Annotated in this window: 18 protein-coding genes; 9 read left to right on the plus strand and 9 right to left on the minus strand. The window is 71.4% G+C overall.

What is annotated here, in order from left to right; all coding sequences use genetic code 11:
• Nucleotides 1-26: 26 nt before the first annotated feature.
• Both ACTMS9_RS02195 and acs read right to left on the minus strand, forming a co-directional pair.
• Nucleotides 27-2,810: an immune inhibitor A domain-containing protein gene (locus tag ACTMS9_RS02195; RefSeq protein ID WP_441163986.1), complete on the minus strand. Its 2,784-nt coding sequence runs from the start codon at nucleotides 2,808-2,810 to the stop codon at nucleotides 27-29.
• A gap of 270 nt (nucleotides 2,811-3,080) precedes the next feature.
• Nucleotides 3,081-5,045 carry an acetate--CoA ligase gene (gene acs, locus ACTMS9_RS02200; protein ID WP_441163987.1) on the minus strand — a complete coding sequence of 655 codons (1,965 nt, stop codon included), beginning with the start codon at nucleotides 5,043-5,045 and terminating at the stop codon, nucleotides 3,081-3,083.
• A gap of 348 nt (nucleotides 5,046-5,393) precedes the next feature.
• Here acs and ACTMS9_RS02205 point away from each other — a divergent pair, with 348 nt between their 5' ends.
• Complete coding sequence (locus ACTMS9_RS02205) at nucleotides 5,394-6,140, plus strand: oxidoreductase (protein ID WP_441163988.1); 747 nt, start codon at nucleotides 5,394-5,396, stop codon at nucleotides 6,138-6,140.
• A 120-nt stretch (nucleotides 6,141-6,260) separates the two neighbouring features.
• On the opposite strand, the gene ACTMS9_RS02210 is transcribed toward ACTMS9_RS02205, so the two are convergent.
• Both ACTMS9_RS02210 and ACTMS9_RS02215 read right to left on the minus strand, forming a co-directional pair.
• Nucleotides 6,261-7,064 (minus strand): HAD family hydrolase, encoded by an 804-nt coding sequence (locus ACTMS9_RS02210; RefSeq protein WP_441143018.1) that lies wholly within the window; start codon nucleotides 7,062-7,064, stop codon nucleotides 6,261-6,263.
• 352 nt (nucleotides 7,065-7,416) lie between these two features.
• The gene (locus ACTMS9_RS02215; protein ID WP_441143016.1) at nucleotides 7,417-8,679 is read right to left on the minus strand and encodes a tyrosine-type recombinase/integrase; all 1,263 of its coding nucleotides are present in this window, start codon (nucleotides 8,677-8,679) and stop codon (nucleotides 7,417-7,419) included.
• Nucleotides 8,680-9,737: 1,058 nt separating this feature from the next.
• Between ACTMS9_RS02215 and ACTMS9_RS02220 the strand changes: the two genes are divergently transcribed.
• Nucleotides 9,738-10,337 carry a hypothetical protein gene (locus ACTMS9_RS02220; RefSeq protein WP_441143014.1) on the plus strand — a complete coding sequence of 200 codons (600 nt, stop codon included), beginning with the start codon at nucleotides 9,738-9,740 and terminating at the stop codon, nucleotides 10,335-10,337.
• A gap of 18 nt (nucleotides 10,338-10,355) precedes the next feature.
• On the opposite strand, the gene ACTMS9_RS02225 is transcribed toward ACTMS9_RS02220, so the two are convergent.
• The gene (locus ACTMS9_RS02225; RefSeq protein WP_441143012.1) at nucleotides 10,356-12,188 is read right to left on the minus strand and encodes a glycoside hydrolase family 15 protein; all 1,833 of its coding nucleotides are present in this window, start codon (nucleotides 12,186-12,188) and stop codon (nucleotides 10,356-10,358) included.
• 312 nt (nucleotides 12,189-12,500) lie between these two features.
• On the minus strand, nucleotides 12,501-13,835 hold the full coding sequence (locus ACTMS9_RS02230; RefSeq protein WP_441163989.1) for a hypothetical protein: 1,335 nt from the start codon (nucleotides 13,833-13,835) through the stop codon (nucleotides 12,501-12,503).
• A 1,224-nt stretch (nucleotides 13,836-15,059) separates the two neighbouring features.
• Between ACTMS9_RS02230 and ssd the strand changes: the two genes are divergently transcribed.
• The 7 genes from ssd (at nucleotide 15,060) to ACTMS9_RS02265 (ending at nucleotide 20,317) form a co-directional block, all read left to right on the plus strand.
• Nucleotides 15,060-16,115: a septum site-determining protein Ssd gene (ssd, locus tag ACTMS9_RS02235; protein WP_441143998.1), complete on the plus strand. Its 1,056-nt coding sequence runs from the start codon at nucleotides 15,060-15,062 to the stop codon at nucleotides 16,113-16,115.
• A complete protein-coding gene (locus ACTMS9_RS02240) occupies nucleotides 16,112-17,317 on the plus strand; it encodes a TadA family conjugal transfer-associated ATPase (protein WP_441163990.1) in 1,206 nt (401 codons plus the stop codon). Before ssd ends, ACTMS9_RS02240 begins: the two co-directional genes overlap by 4 nt.
• Nucleotides 17,314-18,594 carry a hypothetical protein gene (locus ACTMS9_RS02245; RefSeq protein WP_441163991.1) on the plus strand — a complete coding sequence of 427 codons (1,281 nt, stop codon included), beginning with the start codon at nucleotides 17,314-17,316 and terminating at the stop codon, nucleotides 18,592-18,594. Before ACTMS9_RS02240 ends, ACTMS9_RS02245 begins: the two co-directional genes overlap by 4 nt.
• Nucleotides 18,591-19,331 (plus strand): type II secretion system F family protein, encoded by a 741-nt coding sequence (locus tag ACTMS9_RS02250; protein WP_441143006.1) that lies wholly within the window; start codon nucleotides 18,591-18,593, stop codon nucleotides 19,329-19,331. Before ACTMS9_RS02245 ends, ACTMS9_RS02250 begins: the two co-directional genes overlap by 4 nt.
• Nucleotides 19,332-19,395: 64 nt before the next feature.
• Nucleotides 19,396-19,524: a DUF4244 domain-containing protein gene (locus tag ACTMS9_RS02255; protein ID WP_208418639.1), complete on the plus strand. Its 129-nt coding sequence runs from the start codon at nucleotides 19,396-19,398 to the stop codon at nucleotides 19,522-19,524.
• The gene (locus ACTMS9_RS02260) at nucleotides 19,521-19,889 is read left to right on the plus strand and encodes a TadE family type IV pilus minor pilin (protein WP_441143004.1); all 369 of its coding nucleotides are present in this window, start codon (nucleotides 19,521-19,523) and stop codon (nucleotides 19,887-19,889) included. Before ACTMS9_RS02255 ends, ACTMS9_RS02260 begins: the two co-directional genes overlap by 4 nt.
• Nucleotides 19,890-19,996: 107 nt before the next feature.
• Nucleotides 19,997-20,317 (plus strand): Rv3654c family TadE-like protein, encoded by a 321-nt coding sequence (locus tag ACTMS9_RS02265; RefSeq protein ID WP_441143002.1) that lies wholly within the window; start codon nucleotides 19,997-19,999, stop codon nucleotides 20,315-20,317.
• Between the two features lie 71 nt (nucleotides 20,318-20,388).
• Here ACTMS9_RS02265 and ACTMS9_RS02270 read toward each other — a convergent pair whose 3' ends face one another.
• The 3 genes from ACTMS9_RS02270 to ACTMS9_RS02280 form a co-directional block, all read right to left on the minus strand.
• Complete coding sequence (locus ACTMS9_RS02270) at nucleotides 20,389-20,967, minus strand: hypothetical protein (protein ID WP_441143000.1); 579 nt, start codon at nucleotides 20,965-20,967, stop codon at nucleotides 20,389-20,391.
• A 47-nt stretch (nucleotides 20,968-21,014) separates the two neighbouring features.
• Nucleotides 21,015-21,221, minus strand: coding sequence for a hypothetical protein (locus tag ACTMS9_RS02275; RefSeq protein ID WP_357995582.1), 207 nt, complete (start codon nucleotides 21,219-21,221; stop codon nucleotides 21,015-21,017).
• Nucleotides 21,222-21,366: 145 nt separating this feature from the next.
• Nucleotides 21,367-23,880 (minus strand): DEAD/DEAH box helicase, encoded by a 2,514-nt coding sequence (locus tag ACTMS9_RS02280; protein WP_441163992.1) that lies wholly within the window; start codon nucleotides 23,878-23,880, stop codon nucleotides 21,367-21,369.
• Nucleotides 23,881-23,920: the final 40 nt, after the last annotated feature.

Below are 23,920 nucleotides of genomic sequence, written 5' to 3' on the forward strand. Positions count from 1 at the left end.
TGTCCCGTCGGACGAATCGGGACGGATCAGTTCGCCGGGGTCACGTGGACCGTGGCGTACGAGTTGTCCTTCGCCGTCTGCGTGATGGTGATGGTGACGCCGTAGGCGGCACCCTGGTCACCCGGGTTGCCCGAGCCCAGCACGGTGAACCCGAGGTTCGTGCCGTACAGACCCGTGGCCGGGCTGCCGTCCGGGTTGGTGACCCGGGTGGTGTAGGGCACGTTGCCCTTCGACGGGATCACCACCGAGGCGTCGTTGTCCCGGCTGAAGAGCGAGCCGCCCCGCACCTCGATGCCCGGGTACCAGCCCTTGGCGTCGGTGAAGCCCGGCACCGCCGGCTGGGCGCCGAACGTGGTGCAGTACTCGCTGTACGGCTCGTTCGCCGCCTCCAGGCACTCCTTGAAGCCGTACGTGGGCTTGAGCGAGAAGGCCGCGTTGGCGGACTGCGGCCGGCTGGGCAGGTTGTCCAGCGTCGACGGGTCCTTGACGGCCGCCTCACCCTGGCGGCGGTACGGGTCGAAGTGCGAGTCGACGATCAGCAGGCCGCCCTTGGCGCCGTAGCTGGGCAGCGCGGTCATCTGCGCGGTGACGTGGTTGACGTTGCCCAGCGCGGTGTCCCGGTACCAGACCAGCATGCCCGGCGCGTTGTAGGAGAGCTTGTCGACCTTCCAGGCGTCGCGCGAGTACACCGTGTCGTACGCGTACTTCAGGCCGTTGTCGAAGCCGTCGAAGTTGCGCCACTCGGCCAGGTAGTAGTGCGCCTGGTTGGTGGTGCCGCCGTCGATCCGCCAGCCCGGGCCGGTGGTGTCGACGAAGGTGCCGCCGGTCTGGGTCCAGCCGTTGGCTCCGCCCTCGACGTTGTCGCTCCAGGTGGTGGCGCCACCGCCGGTCACCGAGAAGTCGTCGGCGAACCAGCCGCGCTCCAGGAACGCCTCGTCGGTCGCCTGGCGCAGCCGCAGCTGCACCGTCTGCCCGGCGTACGCCGACAGGTCGACGTAGTCGTGCCGCCAGCCGTGGGTGTCACCGGTCAGGCCGTACTTCTTGTTGCCGAAGTCGACCATCCGGCCGTTCCGGTCGGCGTAGCCGTCGTCCGTGGAGACCAGCTTGCCGGTCGAGTCGTAGACCTTCTGCTCAGCCCAGGTGGCACCGCCGTCGGTCGAGACCTCGACGAAGCCGAAATCCCAGTCCTCCTCGATGACGTAGTTGTTCCACATCCAGAACTTCGCGTCGGCCGCCGCCGGCACCGCCACCGAACGGGTCAGCTTGACGTCGGCCCAGTCCTGGTCGGCGCCGGTGTACCACATGTTCGCGCCGCTGTGCGGCGTGGCCAGCGTGATCACCTTGTTCGGCAGGTTGACCTTGATGCCGTCCTTGGTGCCGACCGGGGTCCGCGAGGTCTGGCCCAGCTGCACGTCACGCGGTGTGGCACCCGGGTTGACGTTCAGCGGGTCCGCCCAGCCGAGCACCCACTTGTCCCAGAGGCCCATGTGCGTCGGCAGCGCCTGGAAGATCTCACCGGAGTGCGAGCCGGAGGCCATCAGGTCCCAGAAGTCGACGTCCGAGTCGGCGTTGCCGGAGGTGTCGTAGAGGTCCGGCAGGCCCAGGTCGTGACCGAACTCGTGGGCGAAGACGCCGACGCCGGCGTCCTCGGGCTGCACGATGTAGTTCGAGACCTGCAGGTCGGTGCCCGGAATCCGGTAGCCGCCCGGAACCGACGAGGAGTGCGCCCAGACGGCGTACACGCCCTCGGCGCCGCCGCCGCGGGACTTGCCCTGGCCGGCGTGCACCAGCACCAGGTGGTCGATCACGCCGTCCGGCTCGAAGACGTTGCCGTCACCGTCGCGGTCGCCCTGGTCCTCGATGTCGTAGTCGGCCCACGGGAAGTTCGGGTCCATCTTCGCGAGCGTGTCGACCGCGTCGGTGGCGAGCCGGCCCGCGCCCTGCGGGTTCTCCGGGTGGCCGTTCATCGACTGCTGGCGCCCGGCGACCCAGTTGCCGTTCTCGTCCTGGAAGCAGCGCGAGGCCGCGTACCAGCCCTCGGAGTGCGGCACGGTGATCCACGGGCTGGCCTGCCCGTCCACCGTGTACGCGCCCTTGGACATCTCCAGGTACATGTTGTGCATGGTGCGCCCGGCGATGTCGACGCCCGGCTTGCCGTCCGGCCCGGTCAGGTCCTTGCGGACCCGCTCGGTGATGCCCTCCTTGGTGTAGAGCATCTTGTCGAAGTGCTCAGGGGAGAAGTCCGGCACCCACATCGAGTTGTTGTCCTCGTGCGGCAGGCCGCCCGGGTCCGGGATGTTGTTGTGCTTCGGCCCGTTCTGCACGGTGCCGAGGACACAGCTCCGGTCCTCGAAGACCGTCTTGGGGACCATCACGTCGGTGAAGTCGTCGTTCGCCTGGTCGTTGAACTCCACCAGCAGGGTCAACAGCTTGGCGGTCTGGGTGCCCTTGGCCTGCTTGATCTGCCGCGGGTTCTTGCCCGTCTTGATCGCCTCGGCCTCGGTCTTCGCCAGCTGCCGCGCCGTGACGGGGTTACCGCGAGCGAACTTGCGGTCGTACGTCCGCGCCTGCTCGACCGCCGGGGCGTGGATGCCACCCTTGCCCTTGACCTCGCGGCCGTCGCTGTCCGGCTGGACGGCCGGCTCGGCGTAGTTGATGTAGAACTCGTCCGCCCCGATGGTGGCCCTGGCGGGGCTGGACGTCTGGGCCGCCGCACTGCTCGTCACGGTCAGTGACGTGGCCGCGAGGGCGATGGCGGGCAGCGCGACGAGTAGGCGTCGACGCGACCCGGATTGCGGAGATGTGTTCATGCCGCTCCAATTCTCGGGCATGGGGAGGGAGGAGTCGGCCGGCGCACTGTATCGATGTGATGTCCATCGAACCGACCTGACCTGCGTGAAACTAAATCAGAAAGACAATGAACGACAGGGGTGGACGTCTCCTGTGGCCGTTCAGCTTCTCTTGCCTCATCCGACCGACCGATGTGACGCCGACGGCACGGGCCGCGCCGTACCCGTCAGAAAACGACGGTGGGTGACGGTCCGCGCGGACCGTCACCCACCGATCGGGTACGCCTGCCGTCAGTCCTCGTCGGACTTGCCGCCGCCCATCCCCGAGGAGATCAGCTCCATCACCGAGGAGTCCTGGAGCGTGGTGACGTCGCCCAGCGAACGGTGCTCCGCCACGTCCCGCAGCAGCCGGCGCATGATCTTGCCGGAGCGGGTCTTCGGCAGCTCCGGCACCAGCATGATCTGCCGGGGCTTGGCGATCGGCCCGAGCGTCTTCGCCACGTGGTTGCGCAGCTCGGTGATGAGCTTCTCGCCCGCCTCGCCGGCGGTGTCCGTCGTGCCGCGCGGGATGGCGAACGCGACGATCGCCTGGCCGGTGGTCGGGTCGGTGGCGCCGACGACCGCCGCCTCGGCGACCGACGGGTGCGACACCAGCGCCGACTCCACCTCTGTGGTGGAGATGTTGTGCCCGGACACCAGCATCACGTCGTCGACCCGGCCGAGCAGCCAGATGTGCCCGTCGTCGTCCTTCTTCGCCCCGTCACCGGCGAAGTACATGCCCTCGAACCGGCTCCAGTACGTCTCGATGAACCGGTTGTCGTCGCCCCAGATGGTGCGCAGCATCGATGGCCACGGCTCGCGCAGCACCAGGTAGCCGCCGCCGCCGTTCGGCACCGACCTGCCCTGGTCGTCCACCACGTCGGCGCTGATGCCCGGCAGCGGGGTCATCGCGGAGCCCGGCTTGGCCGCGGTGACGCCGGGCAACGGCGAGATCATGATCGCGCCGGTCTCGGTCTGCCACCAGGTGTCCACGATGGGCAGCTCGCCTCGGCCGACGTGCTGCCGGTACCACATCCAGGCCTCGGGGTTGATCGGCTCGCCGACGCTGCCGAGCAGGCGCAGCGAGGACAGCTCGAAGCCGGCCGGGATGTCTTCGCCCCACTTCATCATGGTGCGGATCAGCGTCGGCGCGGTGTAGAGGATGGTGACCCGGTACTTGTCGACGATCTCCCAGAACCGGCCCTTGTGCGGGGTGTCCGGGGTGCCCTCGTACATCACCTGGGTGGCGCCGTTGGCCAGCGGCCCGTACACGATGTAGGAGTGCCCGGTGACCCAGCCGATGTCGGCGGTGCACCAGTAGACGTCCGTCTCCGGCTTCAGGTCGAACACCGCGTGCGCCGTCCAGGCCGTCTGGGTCAGGTAGCCGCCGGTGGTGTGCAGGATGCCCTTCGGTCGGGCCGTGGTGCCGCTGGTGTAGAGGATGAACAGCGGGTGCTCGGCGTCGAACGCCTCCGCCGTGTGCTCCGCCGGCGCGGTCTCCACCGTCTCGTGCCACCAGTGGTCCTTCGCCGACCAGGCGACGTCCTCGCCGGTGCGGCGCACCACCAGCACGTGCTCGATCGACGGGCAGTTCGCCACCGCCTCGTCCACCGTCGGCTTCAGCGCCGACGGCTTGCCCCGCCGGTAGCCACCGTCGGCGGTGATCACCACCTTGGCGCTGGCGTCCTGGATCCGGTTGGTCAGCGCGTCGGCGGAGAAGCCGCCGAAGACCACGCTGTGCGTCGCGCCGATCCGGGCGCAGGCCAGCATCGCGACCGCGGCCTCCGGGATCATCGGCAGGTAGATCGCCACCCGGTCGCCGGCGGTCACGCCCAGCTCGGTCAGCGCGTTCGCCGCCTGGCAGGTCAGCTTGTGCAGGTCCGCGTAGGTGAGGGTGCGGGTGTCACCCGGCTCGCCCTCCCAGTGGATCGCCACCTTGTCGCCCCGACCGGCCTCCACGTGCCGGTCCAGGCAGTTGTACGCCACGTTGAGCCGGCCGCCGACGAACCACTTCGCGAACGGCGGGTTCGACCAGTCGAGCACCTGGTCCCACTGCTTCGCCCAGGCCAGCCGCCCGGCCTGGCGCTCCCAGAAGGCCAGCCGGTCCTCGGCGGCCTCCGCGTACGCGTCGGCGGTGACGTTGGCCTCCGCGGCGAGTGCGGCCGGCGGCGGGAACTGGCGCGTCTCGTTCAGCAGGTTGGCCAATGCCTCGCTCATGCGGTGACTCCTTCGTCGGGTGACCTGCGTCTCCTACCCGGCTGAGGGTAGTCGTGGGCCCGGAAGGCCGCGACAACTCGTCCGGCCGGTACGCGCCGAGCGGCCCGCACCGCGCGCCCGGCGGCTTCCGCCGCCCGGAGCGCACCCTTTCCCGCCCTCGCGGCCTGCCCCGCCGCTGCGCCGTTTGCGGCGTGTCGCGGTGTCCGCAGCGCTCGTGGCCCCGACATGCCGCCAAGCCGCGTCGATCGGGGGTGCGGTCGCGCAGTCGCCCGGCGCGGGGCGGTGGCGCGGGTCGCGTTCCCGGCGGGTGGCGGCCGGTGGGGGCCGCCGGGTCGCTAGCGTGGCGGGGTGACCATGGACCCGCTCGCCCCCCTGCTCGCGCTCGCCGACATCGCCCCCGCCGTCGAGCGGGCCCGCGAGCGGGTCGACGAGGCGATGCGGCACCGCGCGCTGCGCCGGCACGGCGGCCAGGTCGCGGCCGAGGTCAGCCTCCGGTCCGCGGTGGCCAGCGCCGCCCTCGAGGGGTACGCCCACGAGCGCGAGACGGTCCGCGCCGGCACGGTCACCGAGCCGGTGCTCCAGGGGGCGCTGCGGGTGGCCGGGGCGCTGCCCGGACTGACCGAGCTCTGGCCCAAGGCCCCCCGGCAGGCGCTGGCCAAGCTGCACGTGCTCGCCGCCCGCAACGTGGTGACCGAGGACGAACTGGGCCGTCCGGTGGCCGACCCGGTGGTCGGCGCACGGCTGGACGGCCTCGCCGGGCTGGTCGCCGGGGGCACCAAGGTCCCCCCGCTGGTGCTGGCCGCCGTCGTGCACGGCGAGCTGCTGAACCTGCGCCCGTTCGCCGGCCCGTCCGGCGTAGTGGCCCGCGCCGCCGCCCGGCTGGTGCTGATGTCCCGCGGCTTCGACCCGCGCGGGCTGGTCGCCGTCGACGTCGGGCACCGGGAGCGGGAGCCGGAGTACGTCGGCGCGGCCGGCGCCTTCGCCACGGGCACCCCGGACGGGCTGCGCTCCTGGCTGCGGCACTACATGTCGGCCGTCGAGGTGGGCGCCGACCAGCTCACCGTCATCGGCGACGAGATCCTCGCCGCCGCCTGATCCGTTCCGGACTGGGTGACCGCGCTTCTGTCGCCCCTGCGGGGCATCCTCGCCGCCTTCCTGCCCGCTCCGATCGGCGGTCCCTGCCGCCTCCCTGGCCGCGCGCGCCGGCGGGTGCGCTCAGGCGATGGGGGTGACCTTGGCGCGGCGGTGCCGGCCGTACCAGGCGATGCCGATGGCCACTCCCACGCCGACGCCGAGCGCCGCTGCGGCCACCGGCACGCCCGGGCGCTCCCGCAGCCGCCGGCCCAGCGGGATCGGGTGCCGGAACTCCAGCACCGGCCAGGCGTTCTCCACTGCGAGTTTGCGCAGCGCCCGGTCGGGATTGACCACGGTGGGGTGGCCGACGCACTCCAGCAACGGCCGGTCGCTGTACGAGTCGGAGTAGGCGTACGAGTCGGCCAGGTCGTAGCCCCGGGCGGTGGCCAGCTCGCTGACCGCGTCGACCTTGCTCGGGCCGGCGGCGTAGAACTCCACCTCGCCGCTGTAGCGGCCGTCCTCGACCGCCATCCGGGTGGCGATCACGTCGGTCACGCCCAGCAGCTCACCGATGGGGCGGACCATCTCCTCGCCGGAGGCGGAGACCAGCACGACGTCCCGGCCGGCGGCCTGGTGCTCCTCGATGAGGGCGGCGGCCTCGGCGTACACGTAGGGGTTGATCAGCTCGTGCAGCGTCTCCGCGACGATCTGGCGGACCTGTTCGACCGGCCAGCCCTTACAGAGCGTGGCGAGATAGTCCCTGGTCCGGGCCATGGTCTGCTCGTCGGTGCCGCCCAGCCGGAACATCAGCTGCGCGTACGCCGACTTGACGACGTCACGCCGAGTGATCAGCCCGTCCCGGTAGAACGGCCGACCGAACGCCAGGGCGCTCGACTTGGCGATGACGGTCTTGTCCAGATCGAAGAAAGCGGCACTTCGGCCCACGGCGCGAAAGTCTAGCCCGATGGTCTAAGGTCGGCGGGTGCCCGGGGTCACCAGCCCCTCCGACCTGCGGGCTGGCCGTTGCAACCCCTGCTCTACGTGACGGCTATCACACGCTGTGGTCACATTTTCGCCCTGAGTGGGGTCGACACCACTCGACGTGAACACTCTGCTCGGGCATGCTTGTCCTCACGACGAGTATTCATATCTCGGACAACTCGCAGGCCCTCGGCGGTTGCACCCCCCGTGACCGCTGAGTGGTTCGGCTCAACCCCCCCGGAGCCGAACCTCCCGACGACCCCCGTCTCCCCCCGACGGGGGTCGTCCCTATTCCGGCTAAGCGCTCCACCCCAGCTCACAGACCCTCCTCGCCCTCATCCAAGGCGCTCTCAGAGGGCGTTTCCCCGGCCGGAGGCAGCAGAAAGGCAGCAGAACCGTCGGACGCCTCCAGGACTCGGGCCGCGTAGTCGTCCGGGGTGTGCGTGTACCGGTTGAGCGTCGTGGACGCCTGCTCGTGGCCCATGACCCGCTGCACCAGGTTGATCGGCACCCCGTCAGTGACCAGCCAAGTGGCGTAGGCGTGCCGCAGGTCGTGGAACCGCATCCCGCCAGCCGCCTTGGACGCCACACAGGCAACGGCCTCCCGCTCAGTCGTGAACTCCGCCGACCACTCGATGCCCTCCCGGTCCGGCCAGCTCGCACGGTACCGGTGTGGGCCAGCGCTGAGAACCTGGCCGAGCAGCCCGGTCCGAACCAGCGACGGCAGCCAGACCCGGCGGCGGAAGTTCGACCGCCGCAGTGGGCGACCGGCCCGGTCGCGAAAGACGAGCGCGCGCGGGGCCGGATCGTCGGCGGCGGCGTGCAGCTCGCGGAGCACGGCCAGGAGGAAGCCGGGCAGCGGCACGGTTCGGACCCCGGCGCGACTCTTCGGGTACGGGCGCAGGACGATTCCGCCGTGGGTCTCCTCGGCCACCTGGACCACGCGCAGCGATGCCCGGTGGAGGTCGACCGAGGACCACGTCAGTCCGGCGCATTCACCCCAGCGGAGCCCCGCCCCGGCGGCGGCGGAGACGATGCCCCGGTGTCGAGGTGGGACGGCGGGTAGCAACCGGCCGAAGAAGTCCTCCCGGCTGATCGTGACCGGCTTGACGTCGCGGGACCGGTCACGGGGCAGCTTCACCCCTTCGGCGGGGTTGGTGGCGATCAGTCGGGCCTGAACTGCCGTCCGGAGGATCATCGACAGCAGTTGGTAGCACTTAGCCACCGTGGTAGGGGCAAGCTCCCGGCCGAGACCGGTCACCCACTCCTGCACCGACATGAAGTCGACCTTCCCGAGCGGCCAGTCACCCCACTTCGGCAGGACGTGTGTGCGAAGCATCGAGACGGTCCGCTCGGTGGTACGGGCCTCGACGGCCCGTGTGGCGAGCCACTGCTGAGTGAAGTCGCCGAAGCGGGTACGGCCGGCGTGCGGATTGACGTAAGTGCCCCGGTTCAGGCTGCCTTCCACCTCGGCTAGGAAGGCATTGGCCTCCCGCTTCGTGCGGAAGCTCCTGGACTTCTGCCCACCAGCAGGGTCGCGCCAGCAGGCGCGGAAGGTGCCGGCCGAGGTCTTCATCATCCGTTCGACCATCGAGCGGGCAGAGGGTTCGTCCGGGAAGTCGTACGAGACTTCCTGCCCTCCGTCACCGCCGAGGCGGCCTCGCACTCGCCAGAGCCGACCGTCGGAGAGCAGCCAGATGTCCCGCCGGGGCCATGCGACCCCACGACCCGTTCCACCAGCGCCCCCGTACCTCCACCGGGCAACAATCTAGTCGAACAGACGTACGATCCGGCTGGCTGCCGGCAAGGTTGTTCAGAGTTTCTGTACGTCTTCAAGGCGGCCCGCAACGGGCCGCACGCGCCGCCGCCTGGGCGCGCGCCGGCCGCTGCCGCTGTCGCTCTGCGGCCGTCACGCCGGACGCCCGTCGGCTGGCGCGGAAAGCGGGAAGCCCGGAGGGCCGCCGCAGAACGACAGGATCGTTGACCGGGTGGGGGTGGGCCGGCAGCCGGCCGGGCCGCGCGGCCACGAGCCCGCGCGGCGTAGGGGAACGCACGCCGGCCGCACCGGCGAGCTGCCGGCGGTCGCGGGGTGCGGTTACTGCGCCTCCGGCGGGGGCGCTCGGGCTCCGAGATGGCTGCAAACCCGTCGGCGCGTTGCGGTCCGTGGGTGGTTGCGCGGGCCATCCCGCCAGCCGACGACCCGGGCAAGCCGAGCAGCGGTGACGCGCGGTACAAGGTCACGGACCCCGAGAGGCACCCACCCTCGTTGTACTGGCCCGGACGCAAGACCACAACCAAGCGGCACGCGCCACGCGACACCGTCCCGGACTAGGTTGCCTGCTTGTCTTGCGGCGAACGTGGGCAGCAGGACGCGGGGCACAGTGGGGGCACAAGACACCGTGAAATGTCGTCAAACGCGCGCGCACAGCGTGGAATCGCGACAGCCTCACATGCCCTGTGAGCAGGTGCCAATGGCCGCTGCCCCTGGTCACGAGTTTGCCGCTCTAAGTTCCGCTTCAACGTCTGACACTTGGGTTGGATGACCAGCTGGGCGACCGAAGACGCGAGCAGCGGCCCAGACGTCCGTGGACGGCGATAGACCCCGTTTTGATGGCTCCCGTGCGGGAAGCAAACGGCGTGGCAGAGTCGAAGCGACGTCGGCTGGCAGAAGACGACCTGTTGAAGGGTTTCGACCAGACAGGCCCGAGCCGGGGAAGGCTCGGCGGCTTCTTCGCCATCACCATCGGTGCATCCCTGTACGCCTGGCACGTCGCTTTCGCCTTCGGCGCGTACCACACGCTCCTCTACCAATTTCGACAGCAACTGCTCGTCGTGTCGCTGGTCGTGCTGCTGGGCGGGCTGATCATGCGCTCTCGGATGCAGATCCACCCCTGGCTGCTGGCCCTGTTCGCGCCTCCGCTCCTGCTCACCCTGGTGCGGCTTGTCCTTCCGGCCAGTGAGTCAGGTGCCGCTTCACGTGTCGTGGACCGTATCCTGCTCGTCGCCACCGTAGCGGTGGTGCCGATCATTGCCTGGGTCGTTGCGCGGTTGCTCGCACCGAACTACTTCACCCTGCCCGACCGCCGAAGCAAGATCGCTGTCGTAGCTGTTGTCACCGCTGTGACACTCACCGGCTTCTTCGTCGGCCGGTTCAACGATCGTTTTCTCACCTGCGGAGACTTCCGAGTCGCCGGCGATTACCAGCCAAAGAACTGCGCCCACGTACCCCGTCGCTGACCGGTGGATACGCCGGGCTCACTTTCTCTGGCCGTCGAGGAGTTCGTCGAGGGCGACTGCGGTGTTGATGAGGGCAAGGTGGCTGAACGCCTGGGGGAAGTTGCCGGTCTGCTCGCCGCTCGGGGCGATCTCTTCGGCGTAGAGACCCAGGTGGCTGCTGAAGGTGAGCATCTTCTCGAAGGCGAGGCGGGCTTCGTCGAGGCGTCCGGCGTAGGCGAGGGCTTCCACGTACCAGAAGGTGCACATGTTGAAGGTGCCTTCGTCGCCGGGTAGCCCGTCGGGGGAGGCGGCGGGGTCGTATCGGTAGACGAGGCTGTCGGAGACGAGTTCGTCGTCGATGGCGCGGAGGGTGGACTGCCACATGGGGTCGGTGGATGTCACGAAGCCGACGGACGGCATGGTGAGTAGCGCGGCGTCGAGAACCGCCTCGCCGTAGCTCTGGACGAAGGAGCGGCGGCCGGCGTGGTAGCCGCGTTCCATGATCTGGTGGTAGATGGTGTCTCGCTGCTGGGCCCAACGGCGCGTGTCGCCGGGGCGGCCGTGGCGTGCGGCGAGGCGGATGGCGCGGTCGAGGGCGACCCAGGACATCAGCCGGCCGTAGGTGTAGTTGCGGGGGTGGCTTCGGCTTTCCCAGATGCCCGCGTCGGGCTGGTCCCAGTTGTCGCAGAGCCAGTCGACGAGTTTGACGGTGCTGCGCCAGACCTGGTGTGAGGCGCGGATGCCTTGTTCGTCGGCCAGGTGCATCGCGTACAGCGCCTCGCCGTGGATGTCGAGCTGCAGCTGGTCGGCCGCGCCGTTGCCGATCCGCACCGGACCGGAGCCGCGGTAGCCCTCGAAGTGGTCGAGCACCTCTTCGTGCAGATCCGACGAGCCGTCGATGCGGTACATGATTTTCAGCGGGTTGCCGCTGTCGCCGGCTTCGCGGACGCGCTCGTCGAGCCAGTCCACGTACCGGGTCGCCTCCTCGGTGAAGCCGAGCCCCAGAAGAGCGTGGACGGAGAATGAGGTGTCGCGGATCCAGGTGTAGCGGTAGTCCCAGTTCCGGGTGCCGCCGACCTGTTCCGGTAGTGCGGCGGTCGGGGCGGCGATCATGGCACCGGTGGGTGCGTAGGTCATGAGTTTGAGGGTGATCGCGGAGCGTTCGACCATCTCCCGCCACCGTCCAGTGTAGCGGGATCGGTCGAGCCAGCGGCGCCAGTAGTCGCGGGTCTGCTCGAACATCGCCTGGACCTCGTCAGCGGGAATGACGCGGGGGTCGTGGGTGGAGGCGGTCTCCACCACCATTCCGCCGGTGTCGCCCTGGCGGAACGTGGCGAACATGAGCAGGTCCCCGCCGCTGGCGTGGACGTCGGCCTCGTGTACCAGCCGCCCGACTGGGCGGACCGGATTGACGGTGAGTGTCATCGAGGAGCTGTGGAAGGCAACGCCATCGGATTGCAGCTCCAGATCGTGGCGGTCGCGGCCGTAGTTGAAACGGGGCCGACATTCGATGCGGAACCGCATGCTGCCCCGAACCATGTTGACCATCCGCACGAGCCGGTGCTGATCGGTGACCTGCTCGCCGGTGACCGGCATGAAGTCGATGATCTCGCCGACGCCGTCCGCGCTGATGAATCGGGTGATCAGAATAGGCGTGCCGGGCAGATACAGCTGCTTGCTCAGATAGTCGACGCCGTCGGGCGAAATACGGAGGTACCCGCCACGTTGACGGTCGAGCAAGCCCGCGAAGATGCTGGGGGAGTCGAAACGCGGAGCGCAGAACCAGTCGACCGTGCCATCGCGAGCGACCAACGCGGCGGTCTGCAGATCGCCGATGAGCCCATGGTCCTCAAGGGCCAGGTACTCCTCCACACGACCTCCCACCCTGCCTACGGTCCCTACGCAAGGTAGAGGTACATGCCCCACCGGGTGTGAGATTGAAAAGAGGACCACTCTCAGGAGGTACCGCTACAGCGGATGTGGAGATTGCGACACATCGCGAGCTCCGAGGCGTCGCACGGTGTGTCGGGCGTCAGCGAGGCAGCGAGAAGGCAGCGCGAACCTCGATGCGGGTCGGCCGCGAACGTCAAGCTTTGAGGTCCGACACCTGCTCGTCGATGCGGGACGCCACCAGCTGGCACCAGCCGACAGCTTGAATCCGCATCCCCCCGACGGGGGTCGTCCCTATTCCGGGCAAGTGCTCCGGAGCAGATCACAGGGTGTCTCCCATGCTCTCGCCGGCGGCTCGGTCGTTAGAGCCAGCAAATCGTCAGCAGGCAGCGTGAAGGCCCCAAGATGCGCGCGGCGTAGTCGTCCGGGGTGTGGGTGGAGCGGCGAGAGCATTTGTCGACACCAATGGTGACAGCAACAAGGCCAGACGGGAGAGGGGTCGAGCCGGACGGCGGCGGACCACCAGCCGAGGTCAGGAACACGCCTGAACCGGCCCGGATGGAGCGCCCAGAACTTGCAAGCGAGAGATCCAACCACGCTCCGGCCCGCCCTCCGCGTGGCTGCTGGAAGGCGCTGGCGAGGTGAAGTGACGTTGAATCGTTTGCTCGCCCAGCTGGTTGTCACCCGCTGTCCAGACAGGACGGATGTAACCCCTCGGAGGATGCCGGCGCTCCCACTGATAAGTGGGCCAAGATCCGTTCGATCATGGTCCGACAGACGAGAGGACCGTATGCATCGCATCCCCACACGCCCGGTCAGAGCCGCGGCGGCCCTTCTCACCCTGGGTCCGGGCGGGTACTTCTCGTCGCAGTTGGTAACGCCGATGCTGAACGTCAGGCTACCGGCGCCGAGGGTGGCCGAAGAAGAGGCGCAGAGCTCGCTGCGATCGTTCGGGAAGTAGTCGCTCAAGCCCTTGGTGTACGACGGGTAGGACGCGTGGGGACGCGACCGCATGTCGAACTTCGTCACGTGGTAGTCCGGGGCCCAGTCCACGATCTTGCCCTCGGCCGTGCCCCACCGGTTATAGACGTAGTAGTCGCGCGAGGAACTGCCGTCGTTTGTCGGCTTCATCTTCTCGACGCAACCAGTGACCTTGCTACCGTTGTACGACCACGTCTGGCAGTACTTCGCGAGCATTGTGCCGCCAGACATACTGCGTGCCGCGGTCATGCCACTGCCGTTGACGCTCGACTCAATGATGATCACTTGATCTTCCTCGGCGCCGATCAACTCCAGGTCTTCAATCTCGCCCTGCTCGCCCGTAGACGGATCGGTGGCAATATACCGGTTGCGACCGATTTGGTCGATCTTGGAGCCAGTCTCCCACGTGGCAATTCCCGAGGCCACGGCGGCGACATGCACCTGGCTGGAGTCAACAAGCCGACCGTCGGCCGCCTGGGCCTCTGTGTACTCAGCCGTTGCGGCGTCCTTGGTTGCAGTGTCTGTCTTGTACTGCTCGGCATGAACGATGGCTGCGTTGTCCATCGTTACCACCGACTCCGTCGTGACGGTGACTGCTTCCTCTGCTGCGGCGGGAGCCGCCACCCCCAAGACCATCGTCGAGGACATGATAGTTGTGATAGTTGTTAAGGCTGTCAATCTTCGCACAGAAGTGCTCCTTTCCATATTGCTAATCCGAGAAACTGCTGTCGTTTGCCCACGGCAAATGCCCCGAAAGGTTCAGCCAGTGGCTACCCTTCGAATAGAAGAAACAATTGCCAGGCATGTCACGCTAGCCTGGTGCTACTACTCGAGGTTGCGCCCGGCCGTCCGCCGGGATGCAAGTCACTCGAGAGACATGGGCTGGAAAGGGCTGGAGCGCCCCCGAATCACTTAGAGGCCAGCCACTCCGGGATGTCAGTCGTTAGGGAAACGCTAGACCAAAAGGCGTCAAGCTCGCTGTTCAGAACGGGCGGAGGTGATGGTTCCTCCCGCCGTCCCAGGGACACCACCACCTGCTGCGAGCCCGCCTGGACAGTCCGTATCTCGACATCGTTTGACATCTTCAGGCAGTTGTCTGAGGTCCCAACACAAACCGTCACAACGGGAGCATTCTCGCTGTAGAAGCTCACACTCGTCGTGGCCTCGTTGGACTGGACCCAAGCGTCGATCAGGGCCGGAGGTAGTTCCTTCGGCAGCGCCACAGCGCTATGTCCGCGGACGTTCCGGACGTCTTCGCGGAAGCGGTCAATTGGGCTGGGCTCGGAACTGCAGCCGGAGGCGAGAGCGGTTGTTGCCATCAGAACACCAACAAACCGTGAGCGGGAAAAGCTCTTGTCACGCGACGCCGACTTCGGCCTTACCAGAATTGCCTTCGCCACAGTCGCCTCTTCCCCCGTCAATGCTGATCATTACGATCAAAGAGAGAGCGACAGGCGGATCGGCAACCGTCAAGAGGTGATCTTTCGGCACGCGCACCTAATCGGACCTGTCCGACTTTGTGTGGAACTTTGCTTGTTCGGCGACGCTGAGGCGATGGACGGCCGTTCGGCCAGGTGTACGCCACGCCGCCGCGTTGGTTTGACACGTGCCCGCTGTGCGGCGCTGCTTGCGGCCAGTCAGGGTGCAGCCGAACATCCATGGTCGACGAAGCCGACTGAACCCTTAGCAGATCGACCGGCGGTCCAGGGGGTTGTCCACAGGGCCTGCGGTTGTCCACAGGCGGCGGTGCGAGGCCGGCGGGCGGGGTGGTGCGGGGAGCAGGGTCTGGGCCAGCACCCCCGAGCCGGACTGCTGGAGGCCGCGATGCCACCCCGTACCTCACTGCCGCCGCACCGGCGGCTGCCGCTCCTGGTGACCTCGGACGGTGACCTCCTCGACGAACTGCTCCGGCTCGCCGCCGCAGGCGGTACGGAGGTCGAGCTGGCCGCCGATCCCGCCGCCGCCCGCGCCCGGTGGCTGCCGGCACCGCTGGTGCTGGTCGGCCGGGATCAGGCGCAGGCGTGCCTGCGGGCGCGGCTGCCCCGGCGGCCCCGCACGGTCCTGGTCGGCCGCACCGGGGTGCTCGACCCGGCATGGGACGTCGCCGAGCTGCTCGGCGCGGAGCACGTGGCCACCCTCCCGGCGGCCGAGCCCTGGCTGGTCGACCGGTTCACCGAGTGCGGGTCCGACCGCCCGTTCGGCGGGCCGGCGCGGACCGTCGCGGTGCTCGGCGGGCGAGGCGGCGCGGGGGCCAGCGTGTTCGCCGGCGCTCTCGCGGTCACCGCCGCCCGGGCCCGCCTGCGCACCCTGCTGGTGGACGCCGACCCGCTCGGCGGCGGCCTCGACCTCGTCCTCGGCTGGGAGGAGCTGGACGGCCTCCGCTGGCCGGCGCTCACCGACGCCGACGGCCGGGTGGACGCGCCGGCGTTGGTCCGCGCCCTGCCCAGCCGGGGTGACCTGGTGGTGCTCTCCTGGGACCGGGGAGACCTGCTGGCCCTGCCCGCCCAGGCGATGGCCGCCACGGTCGACGCCGCCCGCCGTGGCCGGGACTTCGTGGTGGTCGACGTGCCCCGCCAGCTCGACGATGCGGCGGTGGTCGCGTTGCAGTCGGCCGACCAGGCGTACCTGGTGGTGCCGGCCGAGCTGCGGGCGACCGCGGCGGCGGCCCGGGTGGTCGCCGCGGCCGCCCCGCACTGTGCCGCGCTCGGCGTGATCGTGCGCGGGCCGGCACCCGGCCGGTTGAAGGCGGCTGAGGTGGCGCGGGCCCTCGGCCTGCCGCTCGCCGGCACGCTGCGGCCGGAGCCGGCGCTGTGCCGGGGACTGGAACGCGGCGAGGCGCCGGCCGGGGCCGGGCGGGGCCCGCTCGCCGCGCTCTGCCGGCGGATCGTCACCGAGCTGACCGGCCTGCCCGTGCCGGGTGCGGCATGACCGGCCACCCCGACGACCTGTCGGCCCGGGTACGGCAGCGGATGGCCGGCAGTGCCACCCCGGTCACCCCGGCCGCGATCGTCTCCGCCGTACGGGCCGAACCCACCGCCGCCGTCCTCGGTGACACCGCCGTGCTGCGGATGGCCGACCGGGTCCACGATGATTTGGTCGGCGCCGGGCCGCTCGTCCCGCTGCTCGCCGATCCGCAGGTCACCGACGTGCTGGTCAACGGGACCAGGGTCTGGGTGGACAGGGGCGAGGGCCTGCGGCAGGTGGCGGTGCCGCTCGGCTCTCTCGACGACGTACGGCGGTTGGCGCAGCGGCTCACCGCAGCCGCCGGCCGCCGGCTCGACGACGGCTCCCCGTACGCGGACGCGCGGCTGCCCGACGGCACTCGGTTGCACGCCGTGCTGCCTCCGGTGGCGACCGACGGCCCCTACCTGTCCCTGCGTACCTTCCGGCAGCGGCCGTTCACCCTCGACGACCTGGTACGCCAGGGCACCGTCCCACGACCGGTCGCCCCGGTGCTGGCGGCCGTGGTCGCCGCCCGGCTGGCGTACCTGGTCACCGGCGGCACCGGCTCGGGCAAGACCACCCTGCTGAACACGCTGCTCGGGCTGGTGCCCTCGACCGAGCGGATCGTGCTGGTGGAGGACGCCGCGGAGCTGCACCCGGTGCACCCGCACGTGGTGGGGCTCCAGGCCCGTACGGCCAACGTGGAGGGGACCGGCGCGGTCGGGCTCAGCGAGCTGGTCCGGCAGGCACTGCGGATGCGCCCCGACCGGCTGGTGGTCGGGGAGTGCCGGGGCGGGGAGGTGGTCGACCTGCTCGGCGCTCTCAACACCGGCCACGACGGCGGTGCCGGGACGCTGCACGCGAACACCCCGGCCGACGTGCCGGCCCGGTTGGAGGCGCTCGGACTGCTCGGCGGGCTGCCCAGGGCCGCGCTGCACGCCCAGGTGACCGCCGCGCTCCAGGTGGTGCTCCAGGTACGCCGCGGCCCGCGCGGCCGGGTGCTGGAGTCGATCTGCCTCCTGCTGCCGGAGGGGCCCGACCGCCTGGTCACCGTCGTGCCCGCCTGGGTACGTGGACGGGGGCTGGGACTGGCCGGTCGGGCCCTCGGCACGCTGTTGCGGGACCGCGGCGTGCCGGTGCCACCGATCCTCTGCGAGCCGTGGCCGGGGTCGGCGGGGCCGGCATGAGTCTTCCGATCTGGCTGGTGGCGGCGCTGCTGGTGGGCGCGGCGGCGGTGGTGGGCTGGCCGGTTCGCAGCAGCCGCCGGCGACGCCGCGCCCTGCTCGGTGCCGGCGCACCCGGTCAACCCGCACTCACGCCGCACGACGGCGAGTCGTTCCGCACCGCCCCGGCCGCCTTCCTCGCTTCCGGGCCCGCCACCGGAGTGTCGGAGACACCGCCACCGGTTGTCGCCGCCCCGGCCGCCCTTCTCGCGTCCGGGCCCCCCACCGAAGTGCCGGAGAGACCGCCACTGGTTGGCACCGCCCCGGCCGCGGTCGTACCGCCCGGCCCGCGCCGGTCCGTCGGGACGAGATCGAGCCGGCCCACGCCGGCTCCCGACCGCCCGTGCACCGTGGCGGTGGCCGTCGCAGGCCCGACGCCTGCTCCCATGGCCGGCGGCCGGCTCGCCCGTCCGGCGGGGGCGCTGACCAGGTCGCCGTCGTTCCGGCCGCCCGGTCGGCGCGACTCCCGCCGACCGGTGGAGCCGCTGCGGCTCGGCGCTGGCGAGATCCGCCGCCTCCATCGAGCCGCCGGTTCGGACGGCGTCCGGACCGCCGACACCGCCGGTCGGTGGTCGGGCGCGTTGACCACTGGCCGGCCGCCGATGCGGGTGCAGGCCGTGCAGCGGTTCAGCAGGCTCCTCGCGCCGCTGGTGGGTCGCCCACGCCGGACGTTGCTCCTGGTCGGGCTCGTGGCGGCGGCGCTCGGCGCGCTCGCCGCCGGGCCGGTCGCCGGGGTCCTTCTCGGCGGGTACGGCGTGCTGGGCGCCCGGGCCGTGCTCCGGCGGCGGGCGGCCCGGCACGCGGTCGGGGAACGCCGCCGCAGGTTGGACCAGCTCTGCGGACTCGCCGCCGACCTGCGGGCTGGCCTGCCCGTCCCGACGCCGGACGACGACGGTGACCGCCTCGGGAACCTGACCCGGGCCGCGGTGCGGCTCGCCGACCGGACCGGTGCGCCGTTGGCCGAACTCCTCGAACGCGTCGAAGCCGACGCCCGGGCACTGGACCGGGGGCTGGCCGCCGCCTCGGCCCAGGCCGCCGGCGCCCGGGCGACCGCGCTGCTGCTCGCTGCCCTGCCGCTCGGCGGGATCGGCCTGGGCTACGGCATCGGCGCCGATCCGGTGGCGGTGCTGCTGCACACCCCGGTCGGGGCGGTCAGTGCGGTGACCGCCATGGGGTTGCAGATCGGTGGTCTGTTCTGGGCGGAGCGGTTGGGCGGAACGCCGGACGGGAGCGCCCGATGAACCGGCAGGAGTGGACAGCCAGCGCTCTCGTCGTCGCGGCGGCCCTGGTGGTGGCGCTCCGGGCGCCGGGCGTCCGCCCCTCCCGACGGTTGCGGGGACTGGGTCCCCAGGTCCGGCCGGCGGCAGACCGGCGCCCGCCGTGGTGGCCGGACGGCGTACGGCTCGGTGCCGGGCTGGCCGGAGTGGCGGTGGCCGTCCTGCTCGGCGGGGTGTCGGGTTGCCTCGTCGGGGCGGTGGCCGCCCTGGTGGCGGACCGGCTGCTCCGGCGGATCGAGTCCCCGGCCGCCCGGGACCGCCGGCTGCGCGAGGCCGCCGACCTTCCGCTGGCCGCCGACCTGCTCGCGGCGACGTTACGCGCCGGCGCACCGGTCGACCGCTCGGTACTCGAGGTCGCCGACGCCCTCGGCGGGCCGCTGGCCGAGCGGCTCCACCGGATCGGCCGGACGCTGCTGCTCGGCGGCGCACCCGACGAGGCCTGGGCGCACCTCGGCGCGGTACCGGGGGCCGACCGGCTGGTCGCCGCCGCGTTGCGTACCTCGCGCAGTGGAGCCGCGCTCGCCGGGGCGCTGACCCGGGTCGCCGACGACCTGCGGGCGGACCGGTCCATCGCCGCCGAGGCGTCGGCCCGGCGGGCAGGGGTGCTCATCGTGCTGCCACTGGGGCTCTGCTTCCTGCCGGCCTTCATTCTCGCCGGCCTGGTGCCGGTGATCGTCGCCGTCCTCGGCGACGTGCTCTGAGAAACCATCGAGAAGGGACACACCAGTGCGCAAACTCCTCGCCCGGCTCCGGGGGGACGCCGGGATGAACACCGCCGAGTACGCCGTCGGCACGCTCGCCGCGGTCGCCTTCGCGGGCATCCTGCTCAAGGTGCTCACGTCCGGCAACGTGCAGTCCGCCCTGACCGCGGTCATCGACCGGGCGCTGAAGTGAGCCGGCGCCGGCCGGCCGGCCGTGACCGGGGTTCGTTCACCGCCGAGTTGGCGGCCGGCCTGCCGGCGCTGCTCCTGCTCCTGCTCGCCGGTCTCACCGCGGTCGACGCGGTCACCACGAAGGCCGCCTGCCTGGACGCGGCCCGGGAGGCGGCACTCGCCGCCTCCCGGGGCGAGAGCGGCGCGGCGGCCGGGGTGCGGATCGCGCCACCGGGAGCGGACGTCTCGGTGACGGTGGATGGCGACCGGGTCACCGTGACGGTGCGGGCGCCGGTCCGGACGCTCGGCGCCCGCCTGCCCCGGATCACCGTGGCGGCCACCACGGTCGCCGCCGTCGAGCCGGGCTCCCCGGCGGCGCACCCGTGACGCCCGCGCGATCCGGCCCTGTGGTGACGCGGGGGCGGTCCGGGCTTCCCGGCGGCGCAGCCGTGCCCCCGAGGCGACCCGGTGCGTCCGACCGGGGTGGGGCGACGGTGTGCCTGCTCGTCGTCGGCCTGGTGTTCGTCCTGGTCGGGGTCTTCGGCGCGGCGATCGGCACCGCCCGGACGGCTCGGCACCAGGCCCGGGTCGGTGCCGACTTCGCGGCGCTCGCCGGGGCGGGGCGAGCGCTGGACGGTGACGGGGTGGCGTGCGCGGCGGCGGCCGAGTTCGCCCGGGCCAACGGCGTAATCCTGGCCGGTTGCCAGTTGGACGGCCTCGACGTGCTGGTGAACGTGGAGGTGCCGGTCACCCCGCTTCCCGGCTTCCACCGGGTGGCCACGGCCACCTCCCGCGCCGGCCCAAGCCGGGACTGACCGAGCCCGGCCGTGTGGCGGCAAGCCGGCCGGGCGCGCGCCCGCAGGACGCGCCCCGGCCGGTCAACTGGTCAGCGGCCCTGGAGCGCGTCCAGCCCGATCGCCATCGCGATCACCAGGCGGCGGTCCACCTGCGGGTTCTGCACCTCGACGACGTACTTGTCGCGCAGGCCCCACTTCTTGACCACAGTGAAGACCGGCTGGCCCTCGGCGACGAAGTCGAAGTGGTACGGCAGCCAGGAGAGCGAGTCCACGAACCGGCGCAGCAGCGCCACCGGCATGCTCCGCTCCTGACCGGTGATCTGCGGCAGGCCGGGCTGCTCGACGTGCCAGGTCGAGCGCAGCAGCGACTGGGCGAAGTCCTTGCGGAACAGCCCGACCGAGTTGCCGGCCGCGTCGGTCACGTCGTACGTGGCGCCGAGGTCGAGCCGCTGCCGCGCCTTGAAGCCGAGCAGGGGCTGCTGCTTCGAGTCGTCGGTGTAGATCGTGACCTGCTCCTTGAAGGCGAGCCGCTTCTGCTGCGCGAAAGCCAGCAGCTCTCCCTCGGTGCCGTCCGGGGCCACGGCGCGGACCTCGTACTGGTTGACCATCATCCGGATCCGCTGCCGGACGTGGAACTGGTGCTGCGTCTGCAAGTTGTCGAGCTGCATTGAGGTCTCCTCCGAAGTGTGCGCCGGAGTCTCGCACAACCAGCGGCTCAGCGTCCGCCCTCGACCGTCGCCTTCAGCGCCCAGGCGTTGAGCACCTGGTGGATCCCGCGCAGCCGCTCGTTGATCTGTTCGAGGCGTTCCGCCTGCGCCAGGCTGGCCAGCGCGGCGCCGAGGGCGATCTGCTGGTCGGGGGTGAGTTTCTCCTGGTCGATCGTATAGAGCAGGTCGACGGTCTCGGCGATGGTATCGGCCACGGCTCCTCCTCCGGTGCGGAAACGACGGGTCGGCTGGTGTGCTGAGCGCCGCCGGAGGATGGGGCAGCCACCCATGGAAGCGCTCCCATACATCAATGCCCACCTGTCGTGCGGGTCATGCGTGCATCCCGGAAAGCGGAAGGCCTCAGCTCGGGGGAGCGACGTCGGCGTCCGCGCCGGCCCGGTCGTCCTGGCGCGGCAGGAGCGGTGCGGCCGAGGCGTGAGCGGCCGAGGCGGCCGGCAGGTCCGCCGCCACAGGCGCACCCGACGCGGCCGGAACGAGGCCATCGGGCAGGGCCGGCGCCGGCTCGGCGTCGCGGGGCAGGTTGGCGAGCACCACGTCGAGGACCCGGACGGCGTCCGGCTTGGAGAGCGGGTTGTTGCCGTTGCCGCACTTCGGCGACTGCACGCAGGACGGGCAGCCCGCCTCGCAGCCGCACTCGGCGATCGCGTCCCGGGTGGCGCGCAGCCAGGCCGCCGCCGTCCCGTACGCCCGCTCGGCGAAGCCCGCCCCGCCCGGGTGGCCGTCGTAGACGAAGACGGTCGGGGCCTCGGTGTCCGGGTGCACGGCGGTGGAGAGCCCGCCGATGTCCCAGCGGTCGCAGGTGGCCATCAGGGGCAGCAGTCCGATGGCGGCGTGCTCGGCGGCGTGCAGCGCCCCCGGGACGTCGGCCGCCTCCACCCCGGCGAGAGCCAGCGACTGCGGGGAGAGGGTGAACCAGACCGCGACGGTGCGCAGTTCCCGGGCCGGCAGGTCCAGCGGTCGGGTGTCGATCACTTCCCCGGAGGCGATCCGCCGCCGCTGGTACGACACCACCTGGCTGGTCACGTCCACCTCGCCGAGGAAGAGCCCGACCGGCCCGGCGTCCACGTAGGAGCGCACCGACACCACCGACAGCGAGGTGACGTCGCGGGCGTGGGTGGACCAGTCCGGCTCCTCGGCGTGCACCAGCGCGCACCCGTCGGCCAGGTCCAGCGAGTCGACCACGTACGAGACGTTCTGGTGCAGGTAGACCGCGCCGGGGTGGATGAGGAAGTGCGAGGAGCCGCCGTCGACGGTGCCGAGCAGCCGCCCGGTCGAGGCCTCCACCACGCAGACCGGCGCGCCGCCCTCGCCGCGCAGGTCCACCTCGGGCCGCTCCCGGTGTCGCCAGTACCAGCCGGTCGGCCGCTGCCGCAGCGCCCCCGCCACGACCAGTTCCTCCACGGCCTCCTTCGCCCCCTCGCCGAAGAGGTCCAGGTCGGCCGGGGTGAGCGGGGCCTCCGCCGCCGCGCAGGCGAGCTGCGGGGCGAGCACGTACGGGTTGGCCGGGTCGAGCACGGTGGCCTCGACCGGCCGCCCGAACAGCGCCTCCGGGTGGTGCACCAGATAGGTGTCGAGCGGGTCGTCCCGGGCCACCAGCACCGCCAGCGCCTCGTCGCCGGAGCGGCCGGCCCGGCCGGCCTGCTGCCAGAGCGACGCCCGGGTGCCCGGCCAGCCGCAGATCAGCACCGCGTCCAGGCCGACCAGGTCGACGCCGAGTTCCAGCGCGTTGGTGGAGGCGAGGCCGAGCAGGTCGCCGTGGAGCAGGGCGCGTTCCAGTTCGCGCCGCTCCTCGCGCAGGTAGCCGGCCCGGTAGGCGGCCACCCGGTCGCCGAGCCCGGGCACCGCCTCGTCGAGCGCCCGCCGCGCGTTCGCCGCCACCACCTCGGCGCCCTTGCGGGAGCGGACGAAGGCCAGCGTGCGTACCCCCTCGGCGACGGTGTCGGCGAGCAGGTCCGCGGTCTCCCGCAGCGCCGACCGGCGGACCGGCGCGAGGTCCGCGACCTCTCCCGAGGAATCGGGGAGCAGCGGCGGCTCCCAGAGCGCGAAGGTCACCCCGCCGCGCGGCGAGGTGTCCTCGGTGACGGCCGCCACCGGCAGGCCGGTGAGCCGCCCGGCCGCCGTCGCCGGGTCGCCCGACGTCGCCGAGGCCAGCACGAAGACGGGGGTACGGCCGTACTTCGCGCACTGGCGGCGCAGGCGGCGCAGCACGTGCGCGACGTGCGAGCCGAACACGCCCCGGTAGGTGTGGCACTCGTCGATCACCACGTACGCCAGCCGGCGCAGGAAGCCGGACCAGTGCGCGTGCCCGGGGAGGATGCCGTGGTGCAGCATGTCCGGGTTGGTCAGCACGAACCGGGAGTGCCGACGGATCCACTCCCGCTCGGCGCGCGGGGTGTCCCCGTCGTAGGTGGCGGGGCGTACCCCGTCGAGTTCCAGGCCGGCGACGGCACGGAGCTGGTCGGCGGCGAGCGCCTTGGTCGGGGCCAGGTAGAGCACGGTGGCCCTGGGGTCGGCGAGCAGGGTGGCCAGCGCGGGCAGCTGGTAGGCCAGCGACTTGCCGGACGCCGTGCCGGTGGCCACCACCACGTGCTGCCCCGCGTACGCCAGCTCGGCGGCCTCGGCCTGGTGCCGCCAGGGCGCGACCACGCCGCGTCGGGCGAACGCCGCCCGCAGGTCCTCGGGAGCCCACTGCGGCCAGGGGGCCGGCTCGCCGGGTCGGGCCGGGACCCGCTCGACGTGGGTGACCGGATCGTCGCCGTGCCGGGCGCGCAGCCGGCGCAGCAGGTCGCCCGGCGCCGCCGTCGGCGGTCGCCCGGGGCCGGGACCTGCGGATACGGTGGCTGCGGGATTCACGTCCTGCACTCTCGCACTGGTGTTCGGAGGTGAACAACTC

Source organism: Micromonospora sp. L31 (genome assembly GCF_052068075.1).
Taxonomy (GTDB): Bacteria; Actinomycetota; Actinomycetes; order Mycobacteriales; family Micromonosporaceae; genus Micromonospora; species Micromonospora purpureochromogenes.

What these genes read in the sequence shown, in the direction of transcription:
- ACTMS9_RS02195 (WP_441163986.1), bottom strand. Translation starts at nt 2,810, where the DNA reads ATGAACACATCTCCGCAATCCGGGTCGCGTCGACGCCTACTCGTCGCG.
- acs (WP_441163987.1), bottom strand. Translation starts at nt 5,045, where the DNA reads ATGAGCGAGGCATTGGCCAACCTGCTGAACGAGACGCGCCAGTTCCCG.
- ACTMS9_RS02215 (WP_441143016.1), bottom strand. Translation starts at nt 8,679, where the DNA reads ATGATGAAGACCTCGGCCGGCACCTTCCGCGCCTGCTGGCGCGACCCT.
- ACTMS9_RS02230 (WP_441163989.1), bottom strand. Translation starts at nt 13,835, where the DNA reads ATGTCCTCGACGATGGTCTTGGGGGTGGCGGCTCCCGCCGCAGCAGAG.
- ACTMS9_RS02240 (WP_441163990.1), top strand. Translation starts at nt 16,112, where the DNA reads ATGACCGGCCACCCCGACGACCTGTCGGCCCGGGTACGGCAGCGGATG.
- ACTMS9_RS02245 (WP_441163991.1), top strand. Translation starts at nt 17,314, where the DNA reads ATGAGTCTTCCGATCTGGCTGGTGGCGGCGCTGCTGGTGGGCGCGGCG.
- ACTMS9_RS02250 (WP_441143006.1), top strand. Translation starts at nt 18,591, where the DNA reads ATGAACCGGCAGGAGTGGACAGCCAGCGCTCTCGTCGTCGCGGCGGCC.
- ACTMS9_RS02255 (WP_208418639.1), top strand. Translation starts at nt 19,396, where the DNA reads ATGAACACCGCCGAGTACGCCGTCGGCACGCTCGCCGCGGTCGCCTTC.
- ACTMS9_RS02270 (WP_441143000.1), bottom strand. Translation starts at nt 20,967, where the DNA reads ATGCAGCTCGACAACTTGCAGACGCAGCACCAGTTCCACGTCCGGCAG.